Annotated in this window: 18 protein-coding genes; 3 read left to right on the top strand and 15 right to left on the bottom strand. The window is 34.5% G+C overall.

The window, feature by feature from the left end; all coding sequences use genetic code 11:
• The 3 genes from ABDW27_RS23775 to ABDW27_RS23765 form a co-directional block, all read right to left on the bottom strand.
• The coding region (locus ABDW27_RS23775) for a recombinase family protein (protein ID WP_343698186.1) at positions 1 to 1,522 on the bottom strand (1,522 nt) is incomplete at its 3' end.
• Positions 1,515 to 1,775, bottom strand: a complete 261-nt coding sequence (locus ABDW27_RS23770; RefSeq protein WP_343698185.1) for a hypothetical protein — start codon at positions 1,773 to 1,775, stop codon at positions 1,515 to 1,517. The genes ABDW27_RS23775 and ABDW27_RS23770, both read right to left, overlap by 8 nt.
• A gap of 700 nt (positions 1,776 to 2,475) precedes the next feature.
• Complete coding sequence (locus tag ABDW27_RS23765) at positions 2,476 to 3,051, bottom strand: tyrosine-type recombinase/integrase (RefSeq protein WP_343698184.1); 576 nt, start codon at positions 3,049 to 3,051, stop codon at positions 2,476 to 2,478.
• A gap of 1,211 nt (positions 3,052 to 4,262) precedes the next feature.
• On the opposite strand from ABDW27_RS23765, the gene ABDW27_RS23760 reads away from it, so the two are divergent.
• Complete coding sequence (locus ABDW27_RS23760; protein WP_343698183.1) at positions 4,263 to 5,864, top strand: hypothetical protein; 1,602 nt, start codon at positions 4,263 to 4,265, stop codon at positions 5,862 to 5,864.
• Between the two features lie 105 nt (positions 5,865 to 5,969).
• Here the strand turns inward: ABDW27_RS23760 and ABDW27_RS23755 are convergent, their stop codons facing one another.
• Positions 5,970 to 6,965 (bottom strand): hypothetical protein, encoded by a 996-nt coding sequence (locus ABDW27_RS23755; protein WP_343698182.1) that lies wholly within the window; start codon positions 6,963 to 6,965, stop codon positions 5,970 to 5,972.
• Positions 6,966 to 7,514: 549 nt separating this feature from the next.
• On the opposite strand from ABDW27_RS23755, the gene ABDW27_RS23750 reads away from it, so the two are divergent.
• Together ABDW27_RS23750 and ABDW27_RS23745 are read left to right on the top strand one after the other, a co-directional pair.
• Positions 7,515 to 7,886, top strand: a complete 372-nt coding sequence (locus ABDW27_RS23750; protein WP_343698181.1) for a hypothetical protein — start codon at positions 7,515 to 7,517, stop codon at positions 7,884 to 7,886.
• A gap of 35 nt (positions 7,887 to 7,921) precedes the next feature.
• The gene (locus ABDW27_RS23745; RefSeq protein ID WP_343698180.1) at positions 7,922 to 8,533 is read left to right on the top strand and encodes a hypothetical protein; all 612 of its coding nucleotides are present in this window, start codon (positions 7,922 to 7,924) and stop codon (positions 8,531 to 8,533) included.
• Between the two features lie 58 nt (positions 8,534 to 8,591).
• Here ABDW27_RS23745 and ABDW27_RS23740 read toward each other — a convergent pair whose 3' ends face one another.
• From ABDW27_RS23740 to ABDW27_RS23690, 11 genes are all read right to left on the bottom strand, one after another.
• Positions 8,592 to 9,341, bottom strand: coding sequence for a hypothetical protein (locus tag ABDW27_RS23740; RefSeq protein WP_343698179.1), 750 nt, complete (start codon positions 9,339 to 9,341; stop codon positions 8,592 to 8,594).
• A complete protein-coding gene (locus tag ABDW27_RS23735) occupies positions 9,334 to 9,753 on the bottom strand; it encodes a hypothetical protein (RefSeq protein WP_343698178.1) in 420 nt (139 codons plus the stop codon). Before ABDW27_RS23735 ends, ABDW27_RS23740 begins: the two co-directional genes overlap by 8 nt.
• The gene (locus tag ABDW27_RS23730; RefSeq protein WP_343698177.1) at positions 9,737 to 10,705 is read right to left on the bottom strand and encodes a nucleotidyltransferase; all 969 of its coding nucleotides are present in this window, start codon (positions 10,703 to 10,705) and stop codon (positions 9,737 to 9,739) included. The genes ABDW27_RS23735 and ABDW27_RS23730 overlap by 17 nt, the downstream gene beginning before the upstream one ends.
• 87 nt (positions 10,706 to 10,792) lie before the next feature.
• A complete protein-coding gene (locus tag ABDW27_RS23725; RefSeq protein ID WP_343698176.1) occupies positions 10,793 to 10,990 on the bottom strand; it encodes a hypothetical protein in 198 nt (65 codons plus the stop codon).
• A 103-nt stretch (positions 10,991 to 11,093) separates the two neighbouring features.
• Positions 11,094 to 11,555 (bottom strand): OsmC family protein, encoded by a 462-nt coding sequence (locus ABDW27_RS23720; RefSeq protein ID WP_343698175.1) that lies wholly within the window; start codon positions 11,553 to 11,555, stop codon positions 11,094 to 11,096.
• A gap of 259 nt (positions 11,556 to 11,814) precedes the next feature.
• On the bottom strand, positions 11,815 to 12,999 hold the full coding sequence (locus ABDW27_RS23715; RefSeq protein ID WP_343698174.1) for an aldose epimerase family protein: 1,185 nt from the start codon (positions 12,997 to 12,999) through the stop codon (positions 11,815 to 11,817).
• Between the two features lie 140 nt (positions 13,000 to 13,139).
• Positions 13,140 to 14,648: an L-arabinose isomerase gene (gene araA / locus ABDW27_RS23710; protein WP_343698173.1), complete on the bottom strand. Its 1,509-nt coding sequence runs from the start codon at positions 14,646 to 14,648 to the stop codon at positions 13,140 to 13,142.
• Positions 14,649 to 14,785: 137 nt separating this feature from the next.
• The gene (locus ABDW27_RS23705) at positions 14,786 to 15,487 is read right to left on the bottom strand and encodes an L-ribulose-5-phosphate 4-epimerase (protein ID WP_343698172.1); all 702 of its coding nucleotides are present in this window, start codon (positions 15,485 to 15,487) and stop codon (positions 14,786 to 14,788) included.
• A complete protein-coding gene (locus tag ABDW27_RS23700) occupies positions 15,471 to 17,162 on the bottom strand; it encodes a ribulokinase (protein WP_343698171.1) in 1,692 nt (563 codons plus the stop codon). The genes ABDW27_RS23705 and ABDW27_RS23700 overlap by 17 nt, the downstream gene beginning before the upstream one ends.
• Before the next feature lie 167 nt (positions 17,163 to 17,329).
• Entirely contained in the window at positions 17,330 to 19,315 is a 1,986-nt protein-coding gene (locus tag ABDW27_RS23695) for an alpha-L-arabinofuranosidase C-terminal domain-containing protein (RefSeq protein ID WP_343698170.1), read from the bottom strand.
• Between the two features lie 165 nt (positions 19,316 to 19,480).
• The gene (locus ABDW27_RS23690; RefSeq protein ID WP_343698169.1) at positions 19,481 to 21,463 is read right to left on the bottom strand and encodes a glycoside hydrolase family 127 protein; all 1,983 of its coding nucleotides are present in this window, start codon (positions 21,461 to 21,463) and stop codon (positions 19,481 to 19,483) included.
• Positions 21,464 to 21,469 lie beyond the last annotated feature (6 nt).

Raw genomic sequence — 21,469 nt, 5'->3', positions numbered from 1 at the left:
GTACATTAACGGAAAAGCTGTCATTTTTGACAGCTTTTTCTTTTTTAAGCCCTTCCGAACCCTTGCTATTTCTAGTCAAAACGTTGATTACCTCATTGACTTGAGTGGTTCGACAATCATCGTTTCCAAAAAGTAATTTTTGAGTAAAAATCGCACCTGCTACAATTCTTTTTCCATCATAATCTCCATTAAGAAACAACTTATCCAAGTTTGCAAGTAACTCAATACCTGAATCTACATACGTTTTTATTGAATCCGTCTTAGCACTAAGAATCTCAATTTCATTGTTCACAACACTTAAATTTCCATTTATGCGTTCTATTATACTTTCAAATCTTTCTTTACTGATATCGTCACTCATAAGCTTATCTTCTGCTTTTTCAATTTGAGCTTTTAATGCTCTCTGAGCCTCCAGCTTAATCTCAAGCTGATTACTTTTATCTCCATTGATTTGAGATTCTGAATCTTTTAAGACATCAACAAACAATTCTTTTATATTCTCATTTATCTGCAAACCACTTAAAATACTTGCGATTTTAAGATGAGCATCATCAACGGAGACCCTTGTTTTGCACTTATTTCTACAATGATAATAAGCATACCTCTTTGTTCTACCTTTAGAATTACTTCCCGTGATTTGACCTCCACAAATCTTACAAATTAAGAAATCACGCATTGGGAAATCATGGTTTTTATGACTCGGTTTGATTCCGTGCCATCTTTTTCCCTTGAACACATTTTGAACCTTGTTGAACGTTTCCAAATCTATTAAAGCCTCATGTTTACCATCAACTATCATTGCAGATTCCTTTTTAAATTCAGGAACTCTTATTTTACCGATATACACAATGTTTTTAAGAAGTTCGCTAAAAGCACTCTTCTTTAACTCCATTCCGTCTTGTCTTAACTTTTTCCTTATCGTTTCTACAGGCTCTATCCCCATAGCAACTTCTTTGAATGCTCTTTTCACTAAACCAGCATGTTCATTTGGTTTAAGAGTGGATTTTTTCAGTTCATCTCTAAAGTTGTCATATCCAAACGGAGCTTTTCCAACAAAATAACCATCTTTCTTCGCTTGATAAGTCCCCGCAATTGTTCTACTAGATATTTTATCCCTCTCAACCTCGCCAGCAGTCAAATAAATAGCCAATACCATTTTATTGTCAGAATTACTCGTGTCTAGGTATTGCTCAGATGCATTTAACTCAACACCTATTGAATCAAACTCTCTTAAAACCGTCAGAGCTTGTTCAACATTCCTTGAAAACCTATCCCATTTAGCAAAAAGAACCTTATGGATTTCTTTCTTGTTAGATTTCACATATGTTTTCAATTTTGACCATTCTGGTCTATTAAAGTTTTTAGCCGAGTGGTCTTCTTTGTAAACTTTGACAATATTATAGCTTCTTGAATCACAGTATCTCTTTAAGGATTCTTCTTGATAATCTAAACTAAAACCTTTTTGAGCTTGCTCATCAGTGCTCACCCTGCAATAAATTATCACATTTACACTACTATTCATAAACTTCTCCATTTAAGTCGGTTGGTAAGTTTAGACAATAAGTCCTTGCTCGTAATTCATTTTCAAAAGACTCGATATCCTCATAATAGCATATATCTGCGTAGCTATCCAAAACTGAATATGTCACAAAATATTCATCTTCGAATGAAATCATTGCCCATTCAGCATATTTATCATTTAATAAACTAATGATTCCTGACTCACACAGAGTCCCTCTTAATTGCACCATTTCTATTTTTTCTTGTACTGTCATTATCAATTCTTGTTTTTTTATATTATTTTATTTTAATCTATTTTTATTCAACTGGCAAACCTCTGCCAATTTGTAAAGCACATTTCGGATTAATTCAATTTCTTCATCCGAGTATTTTATTCCTTTTTTGTTTAATATTTTTTTACATTGTGTTACACTTAACAATTTGGTACTCTGTCGTCATTTTCCAATTTTTTTCTTTGACGGTGGAATTCTTCTTATTGTAGGTCGCTAAAGACCTTTCCTAAACCAGTTTGATTTAGAAATTGTATGTATACGGCATGATTAACACTAATTTGTTGACATACCTTTCCTCTTCAGTTATTTTTACTGAATTTGATTATTTAAAACATGTTTTGATTTTTAGAGCCTGCTGTTCAGCTTTACAACTTGCTCTTATTCCATTCTTTAGCTGTCAGAATGGCGAAAAGATTCTTGCAATAATCTTTTTCCTTTGATTTTGTTTGACAAAGGTATGCGAAAAAAACGGGACTCAAAAATGGGTAAAAACCTACAATTATTGATTTTGTTAAAGTTGCTAACTTAATTGAGTTACAAGGCTCTTAATTGTTTTTAAATGACTAAAAATCAATAAATTAGCATAAATACATAGCTAAATTGAGTTATGTATTTTTCCTTTTTTGAAGAATTCGCAAAAAACAATGAAAAATGCATTGAATTTTTGCGAATAATTTTTTAACTATACGCTTAAATACAGGTTACTTATCTCCTGTTCTCGGATTCCAAGATAGATTTTAGTGGTCGAAACATTCGAATGATTGAATAATTGAGATAGTAACAGCAAAGCTTGGTCACTGTACTTGTTGACCTCCCATACACGTCTACCTAAGGTTTTTCTCATAAAGTGGCTTGAATACTGACCACGCACTTTATATTTGGCAAAAATATCTTTCAGTTTGCTGTTCACGTATTGGACGCTGAACGGCTTATCTCCAGTGCGGTTGGCGAACATCAAATCGCTTTCGTTAGCTTTGAGCTGAACAAACAGACGACTCAGGATGGTCTGCAACTCTGGGTTGATGGTCACTTTTCTGGTCTTTTTGGTCTTCTTCTCGGTTATCGTGAAGTAATCCTGATTCAAAACCTGATTCCAACGAAGCTGGAGCAGGTCAGAAATTCTCAGACCAATGTAAGAACCTGTTGCAATAAGTAGCGCAAATTTCAGGTCGTTATCACGCTCCAGTTTCAAAACGATGCTCTGCATCTTTTCCCACTCTAAAAAATCACTTGTCGTCTTTTGTCCTTTTAATGCCATAATTCATGATTTTAGTTTCACTTTTCTACCTTAATATATGTATCTGAAAGCGGTAGATTCTTCATGCTCTATAAACCGCTGATTTCATTGAGCTTACACGATTACTTTCACTTCTTTTAGAAAGTGAAACAAATGTCCAGGTCTATTTTGGATTGTGCAAGAAAAATCCTGGATTTCCTGGACTCACGGATTTTTGGGTCATTTCAGAGCACAAAAAAACGAGGTCGTTAGCCTCGTTCTTTGGATTGTATCAATTGTGTAAATTCTTCAAGTTCCTTGTCCGTAAAATTTCCCGCTTTGAATGACAGCGGATATCTGACTGCTTGGGTCTTAAGTATCTCTTTTAGTTGGGATAAGGTTATTACTATTTTCATGTTCTCTTTTATCATAAATATCATTGGAAATCAAGTTCGGAATTTTTTCTTAGAAATTTTTTGCCATTTTCTCATCAGATTTTTTTTTCTTCATTTTTACGAGCGCAGTTTACGGACATATCCGAGCTACATGTCAGGACAAGTACACTTTTTCAGATGCACATGGGCGGGTAACTTGGGTCTCTAGTACCAGTTTTTGCAGGGAGTGCGGAGGGTCTGCTTGACATGAAGCGGTCTTTTGGTTCAGATTGTTCCACTTTGCAGGCTTCCCAGCATTTACAGGAGCATCTATAGCTCTATAGGAACACGATACGGCACTTAATGGTACATGAAAGAGCTGATAAGGTTTGATTACTCTTTCTCTTCTCTCTATCATATATGTTACTTAATATCCTGTAAGCATAACATCAGTGACATCAAGGTTTAAGAACATATTAGCACAAATTTTGTTATGCTCAATCTGCGCTATTGTTCTAAAGGTTTCGAGCGGAAAATTATTTCTTTCTGTCTCTCTCTCTTCTATCATATATGTTACTAATAACTACTATACAACAACACCAGCAATAACAAGGTATTCAGACGTATTTTGACCTTGGCTTTATGCGCAGTTTGCGCTAATCAAAAATGTTGGTCTAAAAAATAACTTCAAATATTTATCAAAATAGTGTTCCAAAACTATTGACTATTCTATGATTTAGAAGTATACTTGATAATAACTGAGAGAAAACTCATTAAATCCTTGGTTGCTGGGAGTTATAGCCCCAGCTTCTCTTACCAAGCCAATCTAAGAGACAATAATCCATCTGTTTGATGGAACGAGAATAAGAGAATATCAAAATGAATTCTAAAAATGAAGACTACATCGCTTTTACTGGCGATACTGGAGACTTAGACGTGCTCCTAAACGATTACAAGCTGTCAGAATCAGCACTGCGTTTCCCAAACGTAAATTCTATCCTAATACCAAAGAAATCCGAATACAACCTAAGGAAATACGTTTCCAAAGACTTACTTAAAGCGGTTGACTCAGACATTGACATTGCCGTTGAGAAGTGTCTGGCATTTCTCTCCAACCTTGCAAGCACCTACTACACGGATTCCAAATGGAAACCGCTTAACGCAATGCTTCTGCACCAGCAGAGCAAAAATGCAAACAATACCTTTATCTATAAGAAGATAATCGACGTGCTGACCACTGGAACAAGCACAGGAGCATTTATCGAAGTTGATAAGAGCTATCAAGTCGGTGTAGAGTCAAAAAAATTCCGATTGACCGATACATATCTGAAAGCTGGACTTATTGAGTATATCATCAAAGATGCTGGAATTATCCTTACCCGCAACAGAATCTACTATCAGCAGTTGTGCCAAGCTATGACCAATCCGATATGCGCTAATCTTATTGCCCTGTATCCAAAGATTGATTTGCCAACCAGCGAAGAATTGCTGGCTATCGGTAGGAAGTTGGTAAAAGAAGGACATACTACAAAAAAAAACAAAATCCTGACCATGCGTAACAAACACCTAAATCACTATTGGGTCGATGTCGATAACAGGAGCTTTGTTGAAGATAATATTAAGCTTTTTGAGTTCTTAACGAGTCGTGGCTTCATGATTCCAAGTGCTGGCGATATGTCGAGCGGTGGTCGTGTGGTGGACAGCTTCACGCTTATGCCCTCATGGATTCGGGAGCAGATTACAGTTGACGGAAAGAGGCTGACTGAATGTGACTACACCGCTCTACACCCAAATATTGCAATTACGCTGTATGATGGCTCACTGGCTTACCTCACACATGAATCAGTGGCGGAACTTACAGGAATTGACCTTAATGATGTCAAGATTGAGCACCTGAGCTTTTTCAATAAGAAATGGGATGACATGAGAAGGTCTCCTTTATTTGACTACTATTCAACAAATGAACCCGACATGTTAGCTCAAATCTATCATGATAAAAATGAGCATGGTCATAAGATTACTTCTCAGAAGATGTTTGCAGTTGAAGTAGATATCATGAGCGCAGTTATCAGCGATTTGAACGCTAAAGGAGTATATGTGCTGTATGTGTATGATGCGCTGATGTGTGAAGAAAAAGACAGAGAACTAGTAGCTGAAACCATGAACCGTATCATTTTGGAACATGGAGTGAAAACCAGCGTCAAAGTAAACAGCAGTGATTTGGTTGAATCAACGTTTGAGCCGTTGCAGAAATACGCTCTGAATGAAATGATAAATCTTTACGATATCTTGTCTCAATTATCTTTTGACGTTGAAAATACTCTAAAAATCATTTCTGGAATTGACAGCTCCAACGTAAAAATGGCTGAACTAGTAGATTATTTAACTAAACAGACTGCTCAGCAGAAGTACAATGATTATGATGGAGTTTTGATAACTCCTTTAATGATTTCGAAACTAAAAATTTTGATAAAACCTTAATAAAGAAAATAAGCGTTAATCGTGCTCTGCACGATCGACGCTTATTTGTTATAAAATGATTTTAATTTCAACAATCAATATCTACTATATCGCTTTAAATTACCTTTAATCAAGATTAAAATTCATCTTAACCTGTTGTTTATTGGCTTCTTCTTTTTGTCGATGCTGTTTTCCTTCAGGAGTTTCAATTGGTTTATCATTTTCAAAATAATTATTAACCCGAACTATATCATAACCTGCAATTTGTTCAACTCCTTCATTGTTTATTTTTTTTCTTACTTCTAACAAACAATTTATCGATGAACCATTTTTGAATTCAATTTTACCTGTCTGTACTAATGTTTTAAATTCGTTTGATTTCATATTAAACGAATGTGGTTCTCCATTATAGATTCCAATCCATCTATACTTTCCCTTCTTTAAAACAGGAGTTATAATTTCAATTATGGCATTATCAATTTTTTCAGTTTCCAAATCATCCGTGACCAAAATAAACTCTTTAAAATTGCTCTTGATAATGAACATTTCTTCAAAACCAGAAGTAGAAGTTGAGTTTTTTGCTTGGATTGAAAATTGATTTACTTTTGGGTCTTTCTCCAATGCCTCATAAAAATTAGACCTTTTTTTCTTAATTACCGTACTTTTCAAAAGTTTTTGACGTTTAGCTTCAGCATCCAACTTTAAATTTTCTGTTTCAGCTTTTATTTTTTCAGTTTCGGCATTGTTTTTTTCAATTTCACTTTTTGATTTGTTTTTTTCGATTTCTTTCAGCTCTTCGTCCTCAAATATTTTATCAATTATGTGCTCTGTCGTTTTAAGCACTCCCGTTGCTATTGGAGTTACAAAAATACCAAGCACTAATGCTGATACTATTGTTAGCTTTAATGCATTCTTATTTTCAGTGCTAAGAGTAAAAATATTAAACCTTCTTAACAAACCACCTTCTCCAAAAGGTTCTGTTTCTATGATAATTTCAACTTCAAAAGTATCTGCAATTTCTTTTAAAATTCCTAAAAATTCATGTTCACATTTATTCTGAACAAATGCGTTCATACTGTGTGAATCATCATTAAACCAATAGTGGAGTTCGAGAGTATTCATAATTATTTATTGAGTCTCAGTAATTTAAAATGCATTTATTTCGCTAATATAACTATTTTACTACAAAGTTTACATACAATAGTCAGACTAGCAATCAACTGTCAATATTTACAATTAAAAAGCCATTCCGTTATGGAATGGCTTTTTGTTCTTAAATAATATTAATGAATTACTGTTAAGTATCTATAATCAAATATGGAAAATAATCTTTAATTCAGAATACTAAAGATTTACTTCAGAAAGTAGTTCCGACATTTTTATATCTAAAGAATTACAGATTCGTAAAAAGATTTTAATCGAAAAGTTCTGTTTTCCTTTCAATATACGTCTGATGCTTGCTTCATCAATTTCACATGCAGATGCAAACTCCAAATTAGTTTTGTACTTAGCTTTGGCTCTGGCATTTATGTTATCGCCTAACTTTATTAAAAATTCTTCTGACATTATCCAAAAGTCGAATAATGCCGTTTTAAATCATCGGCATATTTGCCGAATTAAATTTTTAATGCTAAGTTTGCCTGAATTTTAACACATCTTAAAAACCAAAAAATGAACAATCCATTAAAAATTATCGTGAGGGTTTCCGCTATCATTTTTGCACTTCTCTGCTTTGCGGGCTACATGTTCAGTCTTCGTGTCCACAATGAATACGTAAAAGAGCATCCGAAAACAAAAAGCCTAGAAGACCTGAAAGCATGGGCGCAGACAGAAATCATTCAAGATTACTGCAAAAGATACTCTTATGTAAAAACTATCAACAATGAAACAAGCCACCAGCGTGAGCTGAGCCGTGTCGATAACAGCAGGTATCTGTATGTACCGCAGTTGGTTCGAAATGTCATTGAGGATAATGATTTGCCTGACAGCTATGCGGACGAATTGTTCCACTATGTTGACAAGGAAATAGATAAATGCCGATAAAACAAGAAATTACTTAAACCAACTAAACTAAAAACATGAAAAAAATTGTACTTTTTGCATTGCTAAGCATCTTATTCACGAACTGCCAGTCTGATGACTCTGAACAAGAAAACGCGGATAATTCAAAATCATCCATCGCTTTCACATTGAACGATAAAACCCAGTATGTGACCGCTACTGATGTTTCTGGTTCGGCAATTGACGTTACATGGACGAAAAGCGAGTCTACAAACACATCTGAGAATGAATACAGTATTTACGGCAGTTTCATCATCAAAAATCCCGCATCAAGTGACAACCGTGATTCAGGCGATATGTATTTTCAAATCGTAACTTCTGATGCTAAACTGACTGCTGGAAAGACATACGACATTTCTTTTGTTTACCTCAACTCTGGCATAAATGACATTCCTCTGGCTTATGACCAAACGGTCTGCTACACGAGTACTGATTTGTTTGAAGGTGCTAAAACAGTGGGAAAAATCAAGATAATCAGCTTTGACGGAACAATTCTGAAAGCTGAGTTCTCAATTGATAATCTAACCAATAAGAGTCCGTACTCCAATTTTGGGTTCTGCAACGGAAGCAGGATAACCGAGAAGTCATTCAGCATTTCAAAAGGTTCTTTGACTGCAGTCTCAGAATAAAAATAAAAAAAGAGAGAAATTAATTCTCTCTTTTTTTATAAAATGTGTCTCTTCACTTTCAAATATTATTTTTTAAATCATTCCATTCTATTGAAAGTCTACCATTCATTTGATTAAATAATGTGTCATCTAAAGGTATGCTTGCCCATGAAAGCAATTTTTCATAATTAATACAATTTTTAATAATGTGCGGAGTCATTTCATTCTGATTCATTGACGAGAATATCGTTTTATAATTAAAAAATATCTCATTGACTTTATAATTATAAATGTACAATTTTATAGTCTGTTGGATTATAGCAAGAGGAAGACTCATTTGAACAATAACGACCACAATTTTAGGCGATGTAAAAATACATGTTAGAAATAATAGAATTACCACTATAAATTTGCGTAATTCCTTATTTAGCATTTCGGCTGATACCTTTTTTGAAAAAAAAGAATTCTCAAAGCCATTAAATCCCATCTTAATGATTCCTGCCTGAACTTCATCATTAGAATAATAACCTGAGGAATTCTTTTCTGCGAACTTTGTATTGAAACTATTATCAATAAAATCCAAATTTCTCTGTGATTCAGCTTTATTAAAAATACAGCTCTGACAAAATTCATTCACAAAATAGCTAAACGAAATTAATGCCAATAACCTATTTAAGACCTCAGTACAGTTTTCACTTTTAAATTGGAATATTTCCATAAATAAAAGTATTGAAGAAATAATAGCAGAGACATATAAACATATTGTTGATATAGCACCTGTATATTTTAACCAACTGTAACTAACCTGATGCGGTACGATTCTATTCATTTTTTTTATCAGTATTATGTTTAGCTTCTGGACCAAACCATTTTCCAGTTTGTAGCCATATTTCATAAAAATATATCCAACCAGCAGTCCAAGAAACAATTTCTTTAGATATTAATCTATGCTTACTCCATCTATAGTTTTTTGGCAAATAAAGACACAAAGTACCTGTTGACTGATAAAAATGTGGTGGCTTATCAACCAATGTTGGAGACAAAATTTTAACATGCGGGCTTTTATCATGCCTGTACAATATAGAAACCGTATAGGAAGGAAATTCAGGTTTAACCTTTAATTCTCCTGTAAAAAGTATGTTTTTACCTTCTCTTCTACTTTTAAATTGAGGATATTCTTTTCGCATGGAAATAATTTGCCTATCACTAGGAAGTAATCTTTTTTTATAATGATTCCCCATAGTAACCTTTTGATGCGGTAATGTTTTTTCCTACTGTATCAGACAATAATCCCGTTGACGAAATCTTCAAACTTCCCTCTGAAAGCAATGTAGAATATCTTTTTGCTTCTTCTTCGTCAACCGTTGGGAATTCTTTTTGAAAAATTTCTTTCCATATTTGTTTTGCATCCGTTTCTTTGCCATCATCAAATAAATTCTTTGCTTCATTCAACTTTTGCTTAACAAACTCAACATTTTCTTTTCCTTTATCGTATTTGTTTTCTGTTTTAAAAGTTTTTTTATCCAATAAATCAATGGCAAAATTAAACCAGTTTCTTATTCCTTCTTCTAAATCAGAAAATTTGTCAGTGTCGAAAATTGAGATAGCAGATTCTTCTATTTGGAAAGATGGAATAAGCTTATCATTCAATTTATTCCAATACTTTATTGCCTTAATAATGCTTTTTAATTGATAATCGTTGTATACATCTGCATCATCTAAACGTTGAGTCAAACTTTTTGGATTACTAAATGTCCATGATTCCAAATCATGATTAGGAATTAGAAATCCTTCCCCCTCTTCAAAACTTGGCAAAATATCAAAATCAATTTTGCTTAATTCAATTGTTACACAAGGTCTATTCTGTGAAACTTTACCTTCATAAATCGGGATTCCATTTAAATAATCTTTCAAATTCTTTAAAACGGTTTTTGGCTTTGGAAGCTCGTCTTCTTCATCCAACCATTTACTTTTTTCGAGTACAGCAAAAACATCAACATCATCCAAAGGTCGAATGTTTGTTTCTCTCTCCCAAGAACCATTAGTGAATGTTTCAGTTATATATAACTCAGATTCCTCGTCTATTAAATAGCTGTCTAAATTTTCAATTGTTATAGTAATAGTGTCTTCTTGTCGGTCGGTAACGCTGATGTTATCTACCATCTTTGTTATTGATTCTGATAATGTTAGCATAGATTTAGTTTTTCTAAAATTTTAACAAAACATGTACCATATTGACAAAACTGACAATATGTCGCCAAAATTTTCTTAAAATTTAAATTAACTTGAAGTCTTTAATTTAACACATGCATAATGCAATTTTTTTAAATCTTCTAAAACACTTATCAAACTGTCATAATCTCTATTTATTTTTATAAAACCATCTAAATCATCTAGAGCAATTGATACATTAGACGGTAATTCTTTTTTTGCGCATGACGCAAAAATAACAAACAATATTAGCAATGTTTTTTTCATTTTCTTTATTAAATTTATAACTCAAATCTACTTTTTTTAAATTTTACTTATTTACGGTTATCCATAAAGAAGATCATTACTACAAGGAATTTATATTATATATTTAAACCTCACAACTCGCCTCGTGTAAAACAGGAAAATTGCACGAATTAGCAATAAAGCACAATTGATTCGCTCTAAAATGTAAACCTAAAGCCAATTCAATTTGATCTGGATTTGAAATTTTCACTTTCGGATATAATCTAACCTCAACAAAACGCCCGCTTCCATCTGAATTTACTTCTAATGTTGCTTTTGCATTATCTGAATATTCAACAACTTCTATCCCGTTTTGAGAACAGACATATAAGTAGGACATCATGTGGCAGGAAACTAAACTGCTCAATAATAAATCTTCGGGATTATATAATGACGGATCGCCTTTGAAAGCTTTTGCTGCTGAAATGTCTAAAACTGGTTTTCCTTCAATTTTAATTTGATGGGTTTTGCTGTAGAATTTTTTAGATGATTCTTCTTGATTTTGTTTAGAAGTCCAGTTTAATTGTGCTTTAAATAAATGTTTCATTTTGCCTTCTTTTTGAATACAACAAAGTTATTATTAAATGTAATGAAGACTGGAAGACTAAACGCAATATTTTCACGACGAAGGAGAAATCTCCACGAACAACTCCGCACAGAAATTTCCAATCTTTGTCGAGCTACTCGTGGAGATTTCTCCTTCGTCGAAATGACGAAAATGAGTAAAATTGCTAATAAAAAAACCTCAAAAGCATATCGCTTCCGAGGTTTCTTAGAGAATTAAACTAATGAAACAAATTCTAAAACTATTTCTTTACTGAGAATTTAAAGGTAGTTTTAGTTTTGTATTTTTCTCCCGGGTTTAAAACCGTTGTTGGGAAATTTTTCTGGTTTGGAGAATCCGGATAATGTTCAGTTTCTAGACAAAGTCCGGTTCTGTGCGCAAAAGTTCCGCCGTTAGGCATTGGCAGCGTTCCGTCAAGGAAATTTCCAGAGTAAAACTGAATTCCAGGTTCGTCTGTTGTCATTTCCATAACTCTTCCGCTTGGTGCGTGGTATACTTTTGCAATAATTGTTTTTCCTTTTTCAGGATTGTTCAACACCCAGCAGTGATCGTAACCTTTTCCTTTTTCTAACTGATCATTTTTAGCATTGATATCTTTTCCAATTAATTTTGGCGTTCTAAAATCAAATGGAGTACCTGCAACATCATCTAACTTTCCTGTTGGAATTAAATCAGCATCAACCGGAACTAATTTATCGGCATTTAACGTCAATTCGTGATCTAAGATGGTTTTGGCGAAATCTCCGGATAAATTAAAATACGAATGCTGTGTTAAATTCACAACCGTTGTTTTATCAGTTTCAGCTTCATATAAAACTTCTAACTGATTATCATTTGTCAACGTGTAAGTTACAAAAACTTTCAGGTTTCCGGGATAACCTTCTTCCATATCTTTACTTAAATACGATAATTTTAAAGAAGCTGTTTCGCCGGATTTTACCTCATCTGCTTTCCAAACTACATTAAAATATCCCTGCGGTCCTCCGTGCAAAGCATTTGGTGCATTGTTGATTGCCAATTGATATTCTTTTCCGTCTAACGAAAATTTCCCTTTAGCAATTCGGTTTCCGTATCTTCCTATCAAAGCTCCAAAAAAAGGATTTTCTTTTTCGTATTGTGCCAAAGAATTGAATCCAAGTACAACATTTTCAGAAATCCCTTCTTTATTCGGAACTTTCAAATCTGTAATTCTTCCACCAAAAGTGATGATATCAACTTCCATCCCGTTTTGGTTTTTTAATTTATAACTATCTACTTTTTCTCCTTTTGCGGTTGTTCCATAAGAAGATTTTTCGATTGTAACTGTTGCTTTTTTATCCGAAGAAACTGTAGCTTCATCCATTTTTTTATCGTTTTTGCATTGAGTTGAAATTGCCGTCAGACTTAACAAGCCGATTCCAAAAATACAACGTTTTAATACATTCATAAATGATAGTTTTTTGGTTTGTAAAAGGTTAAATGTTAGATGTAAAATGTCAGATGCGAAATTTAATCATTTTAAAAATGTAAAAATTACCTTTTTAAGTTTTTTCACATTTTACATCTTACAAATTACATTTTACTGCCTTACAGGCCGTGCTGAAACAAATGATAATAAGCTTCGTTTGCGTTGATTTTATCTTTAAACTCTCTTACAGTCGTTTTTTCATCAATAACCAATAATTCGATTCCTGCGATATCTGCAAAATCTTCCATATATTCTGTTGTCAATGATTGGCTGTAAACAGTATGATGCGCTCCACCAGCCAAAATCCAGGCAGTTGCTGCAACTTCAAGATTTGGTTTACAATCCCAAAGAACGCGTGCCACTGGTAATTTTGGTAATTCAGCCATTGGTTTTACTGCTTCAACTTCGTTAACGATTAAACGGAAACGCGTTCCCATATCAACCAAAGAAACATTGATCGCGTCACCTGCAGGCGAATTGAACACCAAACGAGCCGGATCTTCTTTTCCTCCAATTCCTAATGGATGCACTTCGCAAGAAGGTTTTCCGTCAGCAATTGATGGGCAGATTTCTAACATGTGAGATCCTAAAACATACGATTTTTGTGGTGTGAAGTGGTAAGTGTAATCTTCCATGAAAGAAGTTCCGCCTTCAAGACCAACACACATCACTTTTAAAGCTCTAACCATTGCAGCTGTTTTCCAGTCTCCTTCTCCACCAAAACCATAACCATCGGCCATTAATCTTTGTGTTGCAATTCCCGGTAATTGTTTCCAAACTCCAAGATTTTCAAATGTATCTGTGAAAGCGCCAAATCCTCCTTCTTCAAGGAAAGCTCTTAAACCTAATTCAATTTTTGCCGCTTCCGCTAAAGAACTTCTTTGCGCTCCGCCTTCTTTTAAAGAATCCGTTAAAGTATATGATTGCTCATAAACTGCCAATAAATCGTTTAATTCTTTATCTGTTACTTTTTCGATATGTTTTGTAACATCTGAAGAATCATATCCGTTTACTGAAACTCCAAAACGAATTTGAGCTTCTACTTTATCTCCTTCGGTAACGGCAACTTCACGCATATTGTCTCCAATACGAGCTACTTTTAGATTTTGAAGTTCGTCCCATCCTAAAACAACTCTTGACCAGATTCCTAATTTTTTCTGAACTCTTTCGTCTTCCCAATGTCCTACAACCACTTTACGTTTTTTACGTAATCTAGACATGATAAAACCGAATTCACGATCTCCGTGTGCAGACTGATTCAAGTTCATGAAATCCATATCGATGCTTCCCCACGGAATTTCAGCATTGTATTGTGTATGTAAGTGGCATAATGGTTTTTTAAGGATGTTTAATCCGCCAATCCACATTTTTGCTGGAGAAAAAGTATGCATCCAGGCAATAATTCCGATACAATTTTTAGCTGAATTTGCCGCCAAACAAACGTCTAAAATTTGCGATGGAGATTTTACCACATCTTTATAAACCAATTTTACCGGAATTGAAGACGAAGCATCTAATCCTTTTGCAATAATCTGTGAATGTTCTGCTACTTTTCTAAGCGTTTCTTCACCGTATAATTCCTGGCTTCCTACTACAAACCATACTTCTTTTTGAGATATATCAATCATGTTGTTTAATCGTTTATTTGTTTAATCGTCAAATCGTTTTTCTTTATCTAAAAATTCACGATTAGCGAAAATATTTTCTCTTTGTCCTTTATTCTATTTTCTTTAATCTAAAATCTGCACTCTAAAATCTAAAATCATTACTGTCCGTAATACGAATCTTTTCCGTGTTTGCGGTTGTAATGCTTCTTAATTAATGAATCTTTTAATCGTGGTGCGTTTGGATTAATTTGCAAAGTCAGATATGCCATTTCTGCAACTACTTCTAAAACTTTACTGTTGTAAACCGCTTTTGCAGCATTTTTTCCCCAAGCAAACGGACCGTGATTTCCTATCAAAATCATTTCTACTTCTTCGTACGAAAGATTTTTTTCTTTGAAACAATCCAGAATCTGAATTCCGGTATTGTGTTCGTAGTTTCCTTCAATAAGCGAATCTGCCATCGGTGGCGCACACGGGATGTCTGCCGTTAAATGGTCTGCGTGTGTTGTTCCGAAAATTGGAATATCTTGCTGTGATTGCGCCCAAGCCACAGAATATGTTGCGTGTGTATGCGCAACGCCTCCAATATTTGACCAGTTTTTATATAAATAAGCATGCGTTTTAGTGTCAGATGACGGACGCATCGTTCCTTCGATAATATTATTATCAAAATCGACAATAACAATATCTTCAGGCTTTAAATCTTCGTAAGGAACACCGCTCGGCTTAATGGCAAAAACACCATTTTTGCGGTCAACGGCACTTACATTTCCAAAAGTGTAGACAACCAAATTCAATGCATTTAACTGCATATTGGCTTCGTAACACTCTTGTTTTAAATCTTTATAAAGAGAGCTCATGTTGCGATATTTTAAGGTTTGGATCTGCAAAAGCACTTAATTTTTCATAACCTAAAAGAAGTTTATGATACGCTTCCACTTTATCAGTTTGAGGGAAATATTCACCATCAAAATCACTTCCGATTTTCTGGCTTGCTTCGATTACGTTTGGATAAATTCCAGCTGCAACTGCTGCATAAATTGCTGCTCCTAAAGCAGGAGTTTGATCTGAAGCAGCAATTTTAATTGGCTTATTTAAAACATTTGCCAAAGTCTGCATGATAAAAGGAGATTTACGAGCAACACCACCAATTCCTATTACGCTGTCTATTTTTACGCCTTCTTCTTCAAAACGGTCTACAATTTTCTTCGCTCCAAAACAAATTGCGTTTACTAAAGCTTTAAAAATATGCGGCGCTTTTGTTCCTAGAGAAAGATTTGAAATCGCGCTTTTTACTTCTTGGTTAGCATCTGGAGTTCTTCTTCCATTAATCCAGTCTAAAGCAATTGGAAGACTTTCGGAAACCGGAATTTTCTCCGCTTCTTTAGTTAATTCCACAATTAATTTATCGCTGAATTCTTCTCTTAACTGCTCTTTTTGCGCATCATTTAAAGTTGATGAAGAACCTAATAAATGTTCTGTTGGCCACATTAATAATTCTTTATACCAGGCCAATAAATCACCAAAAGCAGATTGTCCCGCTTCTAAACCGATAAATCCTGGAATAACTGAACCATCAACTTGTCCGCAAATTCCACGAACGGTTTTTGTGCCAACCTCATCATAAGAACCGACAAGGATATCACAAGTTGAAGTTCCCATAACGCGAACCAAAGTATTTTCTTCAATTTTAGCCCCAACTGCTCCAGAATGTGCATCGAAAGTTCCAACAGCTACAACTGTTTCTGTTGAAAGTCCTAAACGATCTGCCCATTCTTTGCTTAATTTTCCAGCAACTAAATCGGATGTATAGCTTTCGTCGTATAAATTACCTCGAAGTTGCGCCAAATACGGATGTAATTTTTCTAAGAATTCAACTGGAGGTAATCCGTTCCAGTCTGTGTGCCACATTGCTTTGTGACCTGCAGCGCAACGGCTTCTTTTGAAGGTTTTTAAATCTTTATCTTCGATTAATAAATATGTCATTAAATCGCAGTGCTCCATCCAAGTGTGTGCTGCATTTCGAACTGCTTCATCTTGTCTTGCAATGTGAAGTATTTTTGCCCAAAACCATTCTGATGAGTAAATTCCGCCTACATATTTAGTAACGTCTTCTCCGCCCCAGCTTACTGCCAGTTCGTTGATTTCGTTTGCTTCGTTTATCGAAGTATGGTCTTTCCATAAAACCATCATCGCATTTGGGTTTTCTTCAAAACCTTTTGTTAATGCTAATGGAGTTCCGTCTTTTGTAACCGGAACAGGAGATGATCCTGTTGTATCGATACAGATTCCGCGAACCAATTTCGGGTCAACTTTACTTTCTTTTACAACATTCTGAATTGTAATTTCCAACCCTTCGATATGATCTAAAGGATGCTGGCGAAACTGATTTATAGAAGCGTCACAATATTGTTTGTTTTTCCATCTTTTGTAATGAGAAACATTAGATGCTAACTCCTGCCCATTTTCAGTATCTATAAGCACCGCACGAACAGAATCTGTTCCGTAGTCTAATCCTATTACATAATTTTTCATTCGAAATTTATTTTAAATAATGACAAATATAATTATAAATAACTCATAAGTGTATAAAAAACACTTAATAAAAATAAGTTAATGAACTTTTACAAATAATGCATAAAAACAAGGGTTTAAGATCAAAACAAAAAATAAATGTTAGTGTTACATTTATTACATTGCGATTATTTCATCTTAATTTTCAAAACGGTAACAGAGTAAGCCGGAAAATCATATTGAACTTTGTTTCCAGACACTTTAAATTCGCTTTCTTTCGGACTTATTTTGGTTGGATTTTCAAAAGAATTCTCATCATTTATTCCGTCTCCTTTTAAAATTATGGATGTTCCTTTTGAATCTAATTTTGCTCCTTTTATATCAATTGAAACATTTTGAGAAGCCGAATTTGTGTTCACAATTTTCAGAATTACTTCTTTTGAATTCACATCTTTTACTGCAGACGCAAACAAATCATTTTGGCCTGTAACTGCTTTTCCGTCTTTTGTAATAGTGATTAAATCGGTTCCTTTATTATTAGAAAATAATTTCTGAACATAATAATTTGGCGTTCCGTATGATTGTAAATTATTAAACCAAATCATGTCCGGTGTCCATTGCCAGCCTTCAACGTGAGCCAATAAAGGCGCATAAGAAGTCAGCTGAACCACCTCAGCATTACGCTCCATTCCTGTCATGAAAGCCGCTTCAGAAAAAGCACATTCCCAATTATTTTTATTCTCCGGACTTGCGATTGCTACACTTTGCGCCGCATATTCTCCAGCAAAAATCTTAGGCCCTTTTCGGTCATAATTATCGTAACGCGTTACATTTTTACGGAACCAGGCTGGATCTTTATAATAATGTTCGTCTACAATTTCTGCATTCAGTTTTTTCAATTCTTTCATTCCATAATCGTAAAAATCTCCGTCAGGAAAAGGTCCTGTTCCAGATACGATTGTGATGTTTGGATATTTGGCTTTAATGGCTTTTTGAAACACTTTAAAACGCTCGATATAATCTGGTCCCCATTGTTCATTACCCACTCCAATGAATTTTAAGTTGAATGGTTTTGGATGTCCCATATCAGCTCTTACTTTTCCCCAAGCTGTTTCTGTTCCGCCATTTGCGAATTCAATTAAATCTAATGCATCCTGAACATAAGGATCGATTTGATCCATCGGAACTAATTCTCCAGTATTGAACTGACAAGCCATTCCGCAGCTTAAGATTGGAAGCGGAGAAGCGCCAATATCTTCTGAAAGCTGGAAATATTCAAAGAAACCTAATCCGAAACTTTGGAAATAATCTGGTGCCGGACGGTGTGCAAATTCCATGTTCCAACGGTTTACTGCTGTTTCTCTGTCTTCAACATTTCCAACTGATTTTTTCCATTGGTAACGCTCTGCCAAAGTTCTTCCTTCAACAATACAGCCTCCAGGGAAACGTAAAAATCCTGGTTTTAAATCGTATAATAATTGTACTAAATCTTTACGAAGTCCGTTTTTTCTTCCTGCCCAAGTATCTTCTGGAAATAATGAAATATTATCTAAATCAATTACGCCATTTCCTTCAAAAGTGATTTTCAATTTTGCTTTGGCTTCTGTTGCATTTGATATTAATTGAGCCGAATAATTTGACCAGTCATTCGAAGTCGGCACAACTGAAGTTTCGCCTAAAACTTTGTTATCTTTATCAATAAACTGAAATATTATTTTCGAAATATTACCTGATATTTTTGAAGCTTTTAAAGTCAGATTGTACTTCAAATCTTTCTTGATTCCCATTCCTCTGAAACCTTCGTTTATTAACTGATATCCAGAAGCATCATTAATTGTAACGCGACAATAATTATGATTTGTCCCTTTTTGAGAATACTGAATCACATTGGCAATTCCGGATTGCTGATTTAGTTTGTGGCGATCGCTGTTTGGCTCGTTCCATCCCATCATTGGAAATAGGAATTCGAATGATCTGTTTTTGATCATTTCGGCATATAAGCCTCCATCGGCTGCAAAATTGATATCTTCAAAAAATACTCCGTACATAGTCGGTTGAATTTTCGTGATGGTTTTGGATGCATCAACCTGAAGGTTATTTTTTTGTGCCGATGTGTAAATGCCGTTCAGCAATAAACCGCAAAGGGTGATTTTTGTAATTAAATTAGGCTTCATTCTTTTATATTTAATGTGTTTTATAGCACGCGGATGACGCGGATAAAACGGGTTTTTATTTTTTTGCTCTCCTGCAAGGTTTCCAAAACCTTGTAGGTATTATTAAGTTTCTTAAGTTTAAAAACTAAACCTACAAGGTTTTGGAAACCTTGCAGGAATAGAATCTCAATTCTTATAATCCAACCAAACTTTCATTTTTCCAACGCCTCTGTTTGACCAAGAATAATACGGAATCGCTTTAAATTTTTCATTTTCGATCACATTTACACCTTGCAATAAATTGGCTTCTTTTTTTACTTTGAAGGTGTCCCCAGAAGCTACATTTATTTTGTCGAAATTGGTTTTATTATCGATTTCTTCTACGGCATAAACAATTGGTCCATATTCTAGTGAAACTTTATTTTTATTAGTTTCTACTTTTGAATTGGTTTCTACTTCCTGAACTTCCATCGGGAAATTAAGATTGATTTTGTCTCCTTTTTTCCAATTTCTTGAAATGGTATAATATCCATTTTCAGGTTGAATTGACATTTCTTCTCCATTCAAACTGATGCTTGTTTTTTGAGTTGAAGCTTTTTTATAAGAATATAAATCTCCCGGTAAAACTTCATTTCTTGCCCAGCCCGGAACTCGAAGTTTGATTGTGAACTGGCTTTCTTTTTTTGGATTTACAGAAATGGCAATTTTTCCGTTCCAGGGATAAGAGGTTTGCTGCGAAATCTGTAAATCGGTTTTGTTTAAAGTGAATGAGGCGTTGTTTGAAGCATACAAATTCACATATAGAACATCTTTTGATTTCGAATAAATAAGTCCCGGAATCGACGGAATAAATCGGATTAAATTTGTAGGACAGCAAGAACAATCAAACCAAGCCTGACGTGTGCAAGAACCTCTGTTTGATTTAAAAACGCCATCGGCTTCTAAGGCATTTGGGTAGAAAAATTCTTTTCCGTCTAATGAAATTCCTGAAATTAATCCGTTGTACATTGTTCTTTCGATTACATCAAAATATTGTGATTTTCCGTATAAATTGTGCAGCCTATGGTTCCAGTAAACATCTCCAATTGCTGCGCAGGTTTCGTTATAGGCCGTTAGATTTGGCAATTCGTAATTCGCTCCAAAAGCTTCACCGTCGTGTCTTGAACCAATTCCGCCTGTGATGTACATTTTTTTGTTGACCATGTTTTCCCATAAATTATTTACGGCATTGGTATAGCCTTGGTCTTTTGTCATTGCTGCGATATCCGTCATTCCTGCGTACATGTAAACGGCTCTAACGGCGTGTCCAACAACTTCACTTTGCTGAATTACCGGAATATGATCTTGTGCATATTCGCCATATAATTTATGATTGTTTGGATTTCCACGATTGTCTAAAAAATATTTCGCTAATTTCAAATAATCTTCTTTTCCTGTAATTTGATATAATTTGATTAAACCCGTTTCTATAATCTGATGTCCCGGAACGCCTTTTACCTGACCTGGTTTATCGCCAAAAGTTTTTACAAACAGATCGGCATTTTTGATGGCAATGTCCAGAAAATTTCTTTTTCCTGTGGCCTCATAATGTACAACGGCAGCTTCTATTAAATGTCCAGCGTTGTAACATTCGTGGCTTATTTGCAACGATTCCCAACGTTTACCTTCAATAACCGGAACCCACGGCGCTGGCGGTTTTGCAGGATTTATGGTTCTCCATGTGGTTAAATAACCATCTTTTTCCTGACCAATTTTTACAATGGCAATTAAGGAATCTAAAACTCTTTCCAGTTTCGGGTTTGGAGCCGAAATTAATGTGTTTGATGCGCCTTCAATAATTTTATAAACATCTGTATCATCAAAAGGCATCTGCCCTCGAACTTCTCCTGTTTTTTGTTTTCCTGCGATTAAGAAATTTTCGAAACGGCCTTCTTCGTTACATTTTTGAATGGCGTAGGCAATCGTAACTTCCTGCACTCTTTTTATAATTGGAAGCCAAAATGAATCGGTCAATTTTACATTTTGAATGTTAACAGGTTCTATTTCGTAACCAGCTTTTAAGACCGAAGTTTTATTCGATTGTACCACATCATTTTTGGTTTCTTTACAGGAAATCAAAACGAGAAATGCGATTAAAATTGGTATGAATGTGAAAGTATATTTTTTCATTATTTT

This window comes from Flavobacterium sp. (genome assembly GCF_039595935.1).
GTDB lineage: Bacteria > Bacteroidota > Bacteroidia > Flavobacteriales > Flavobacteriaceae > Flavobacterium.
The sequence above is the reverse complement of the archived record's forward strand: the minus strand, read 5'-3'. Positions and strand labels throughout refer to the sequence as shown.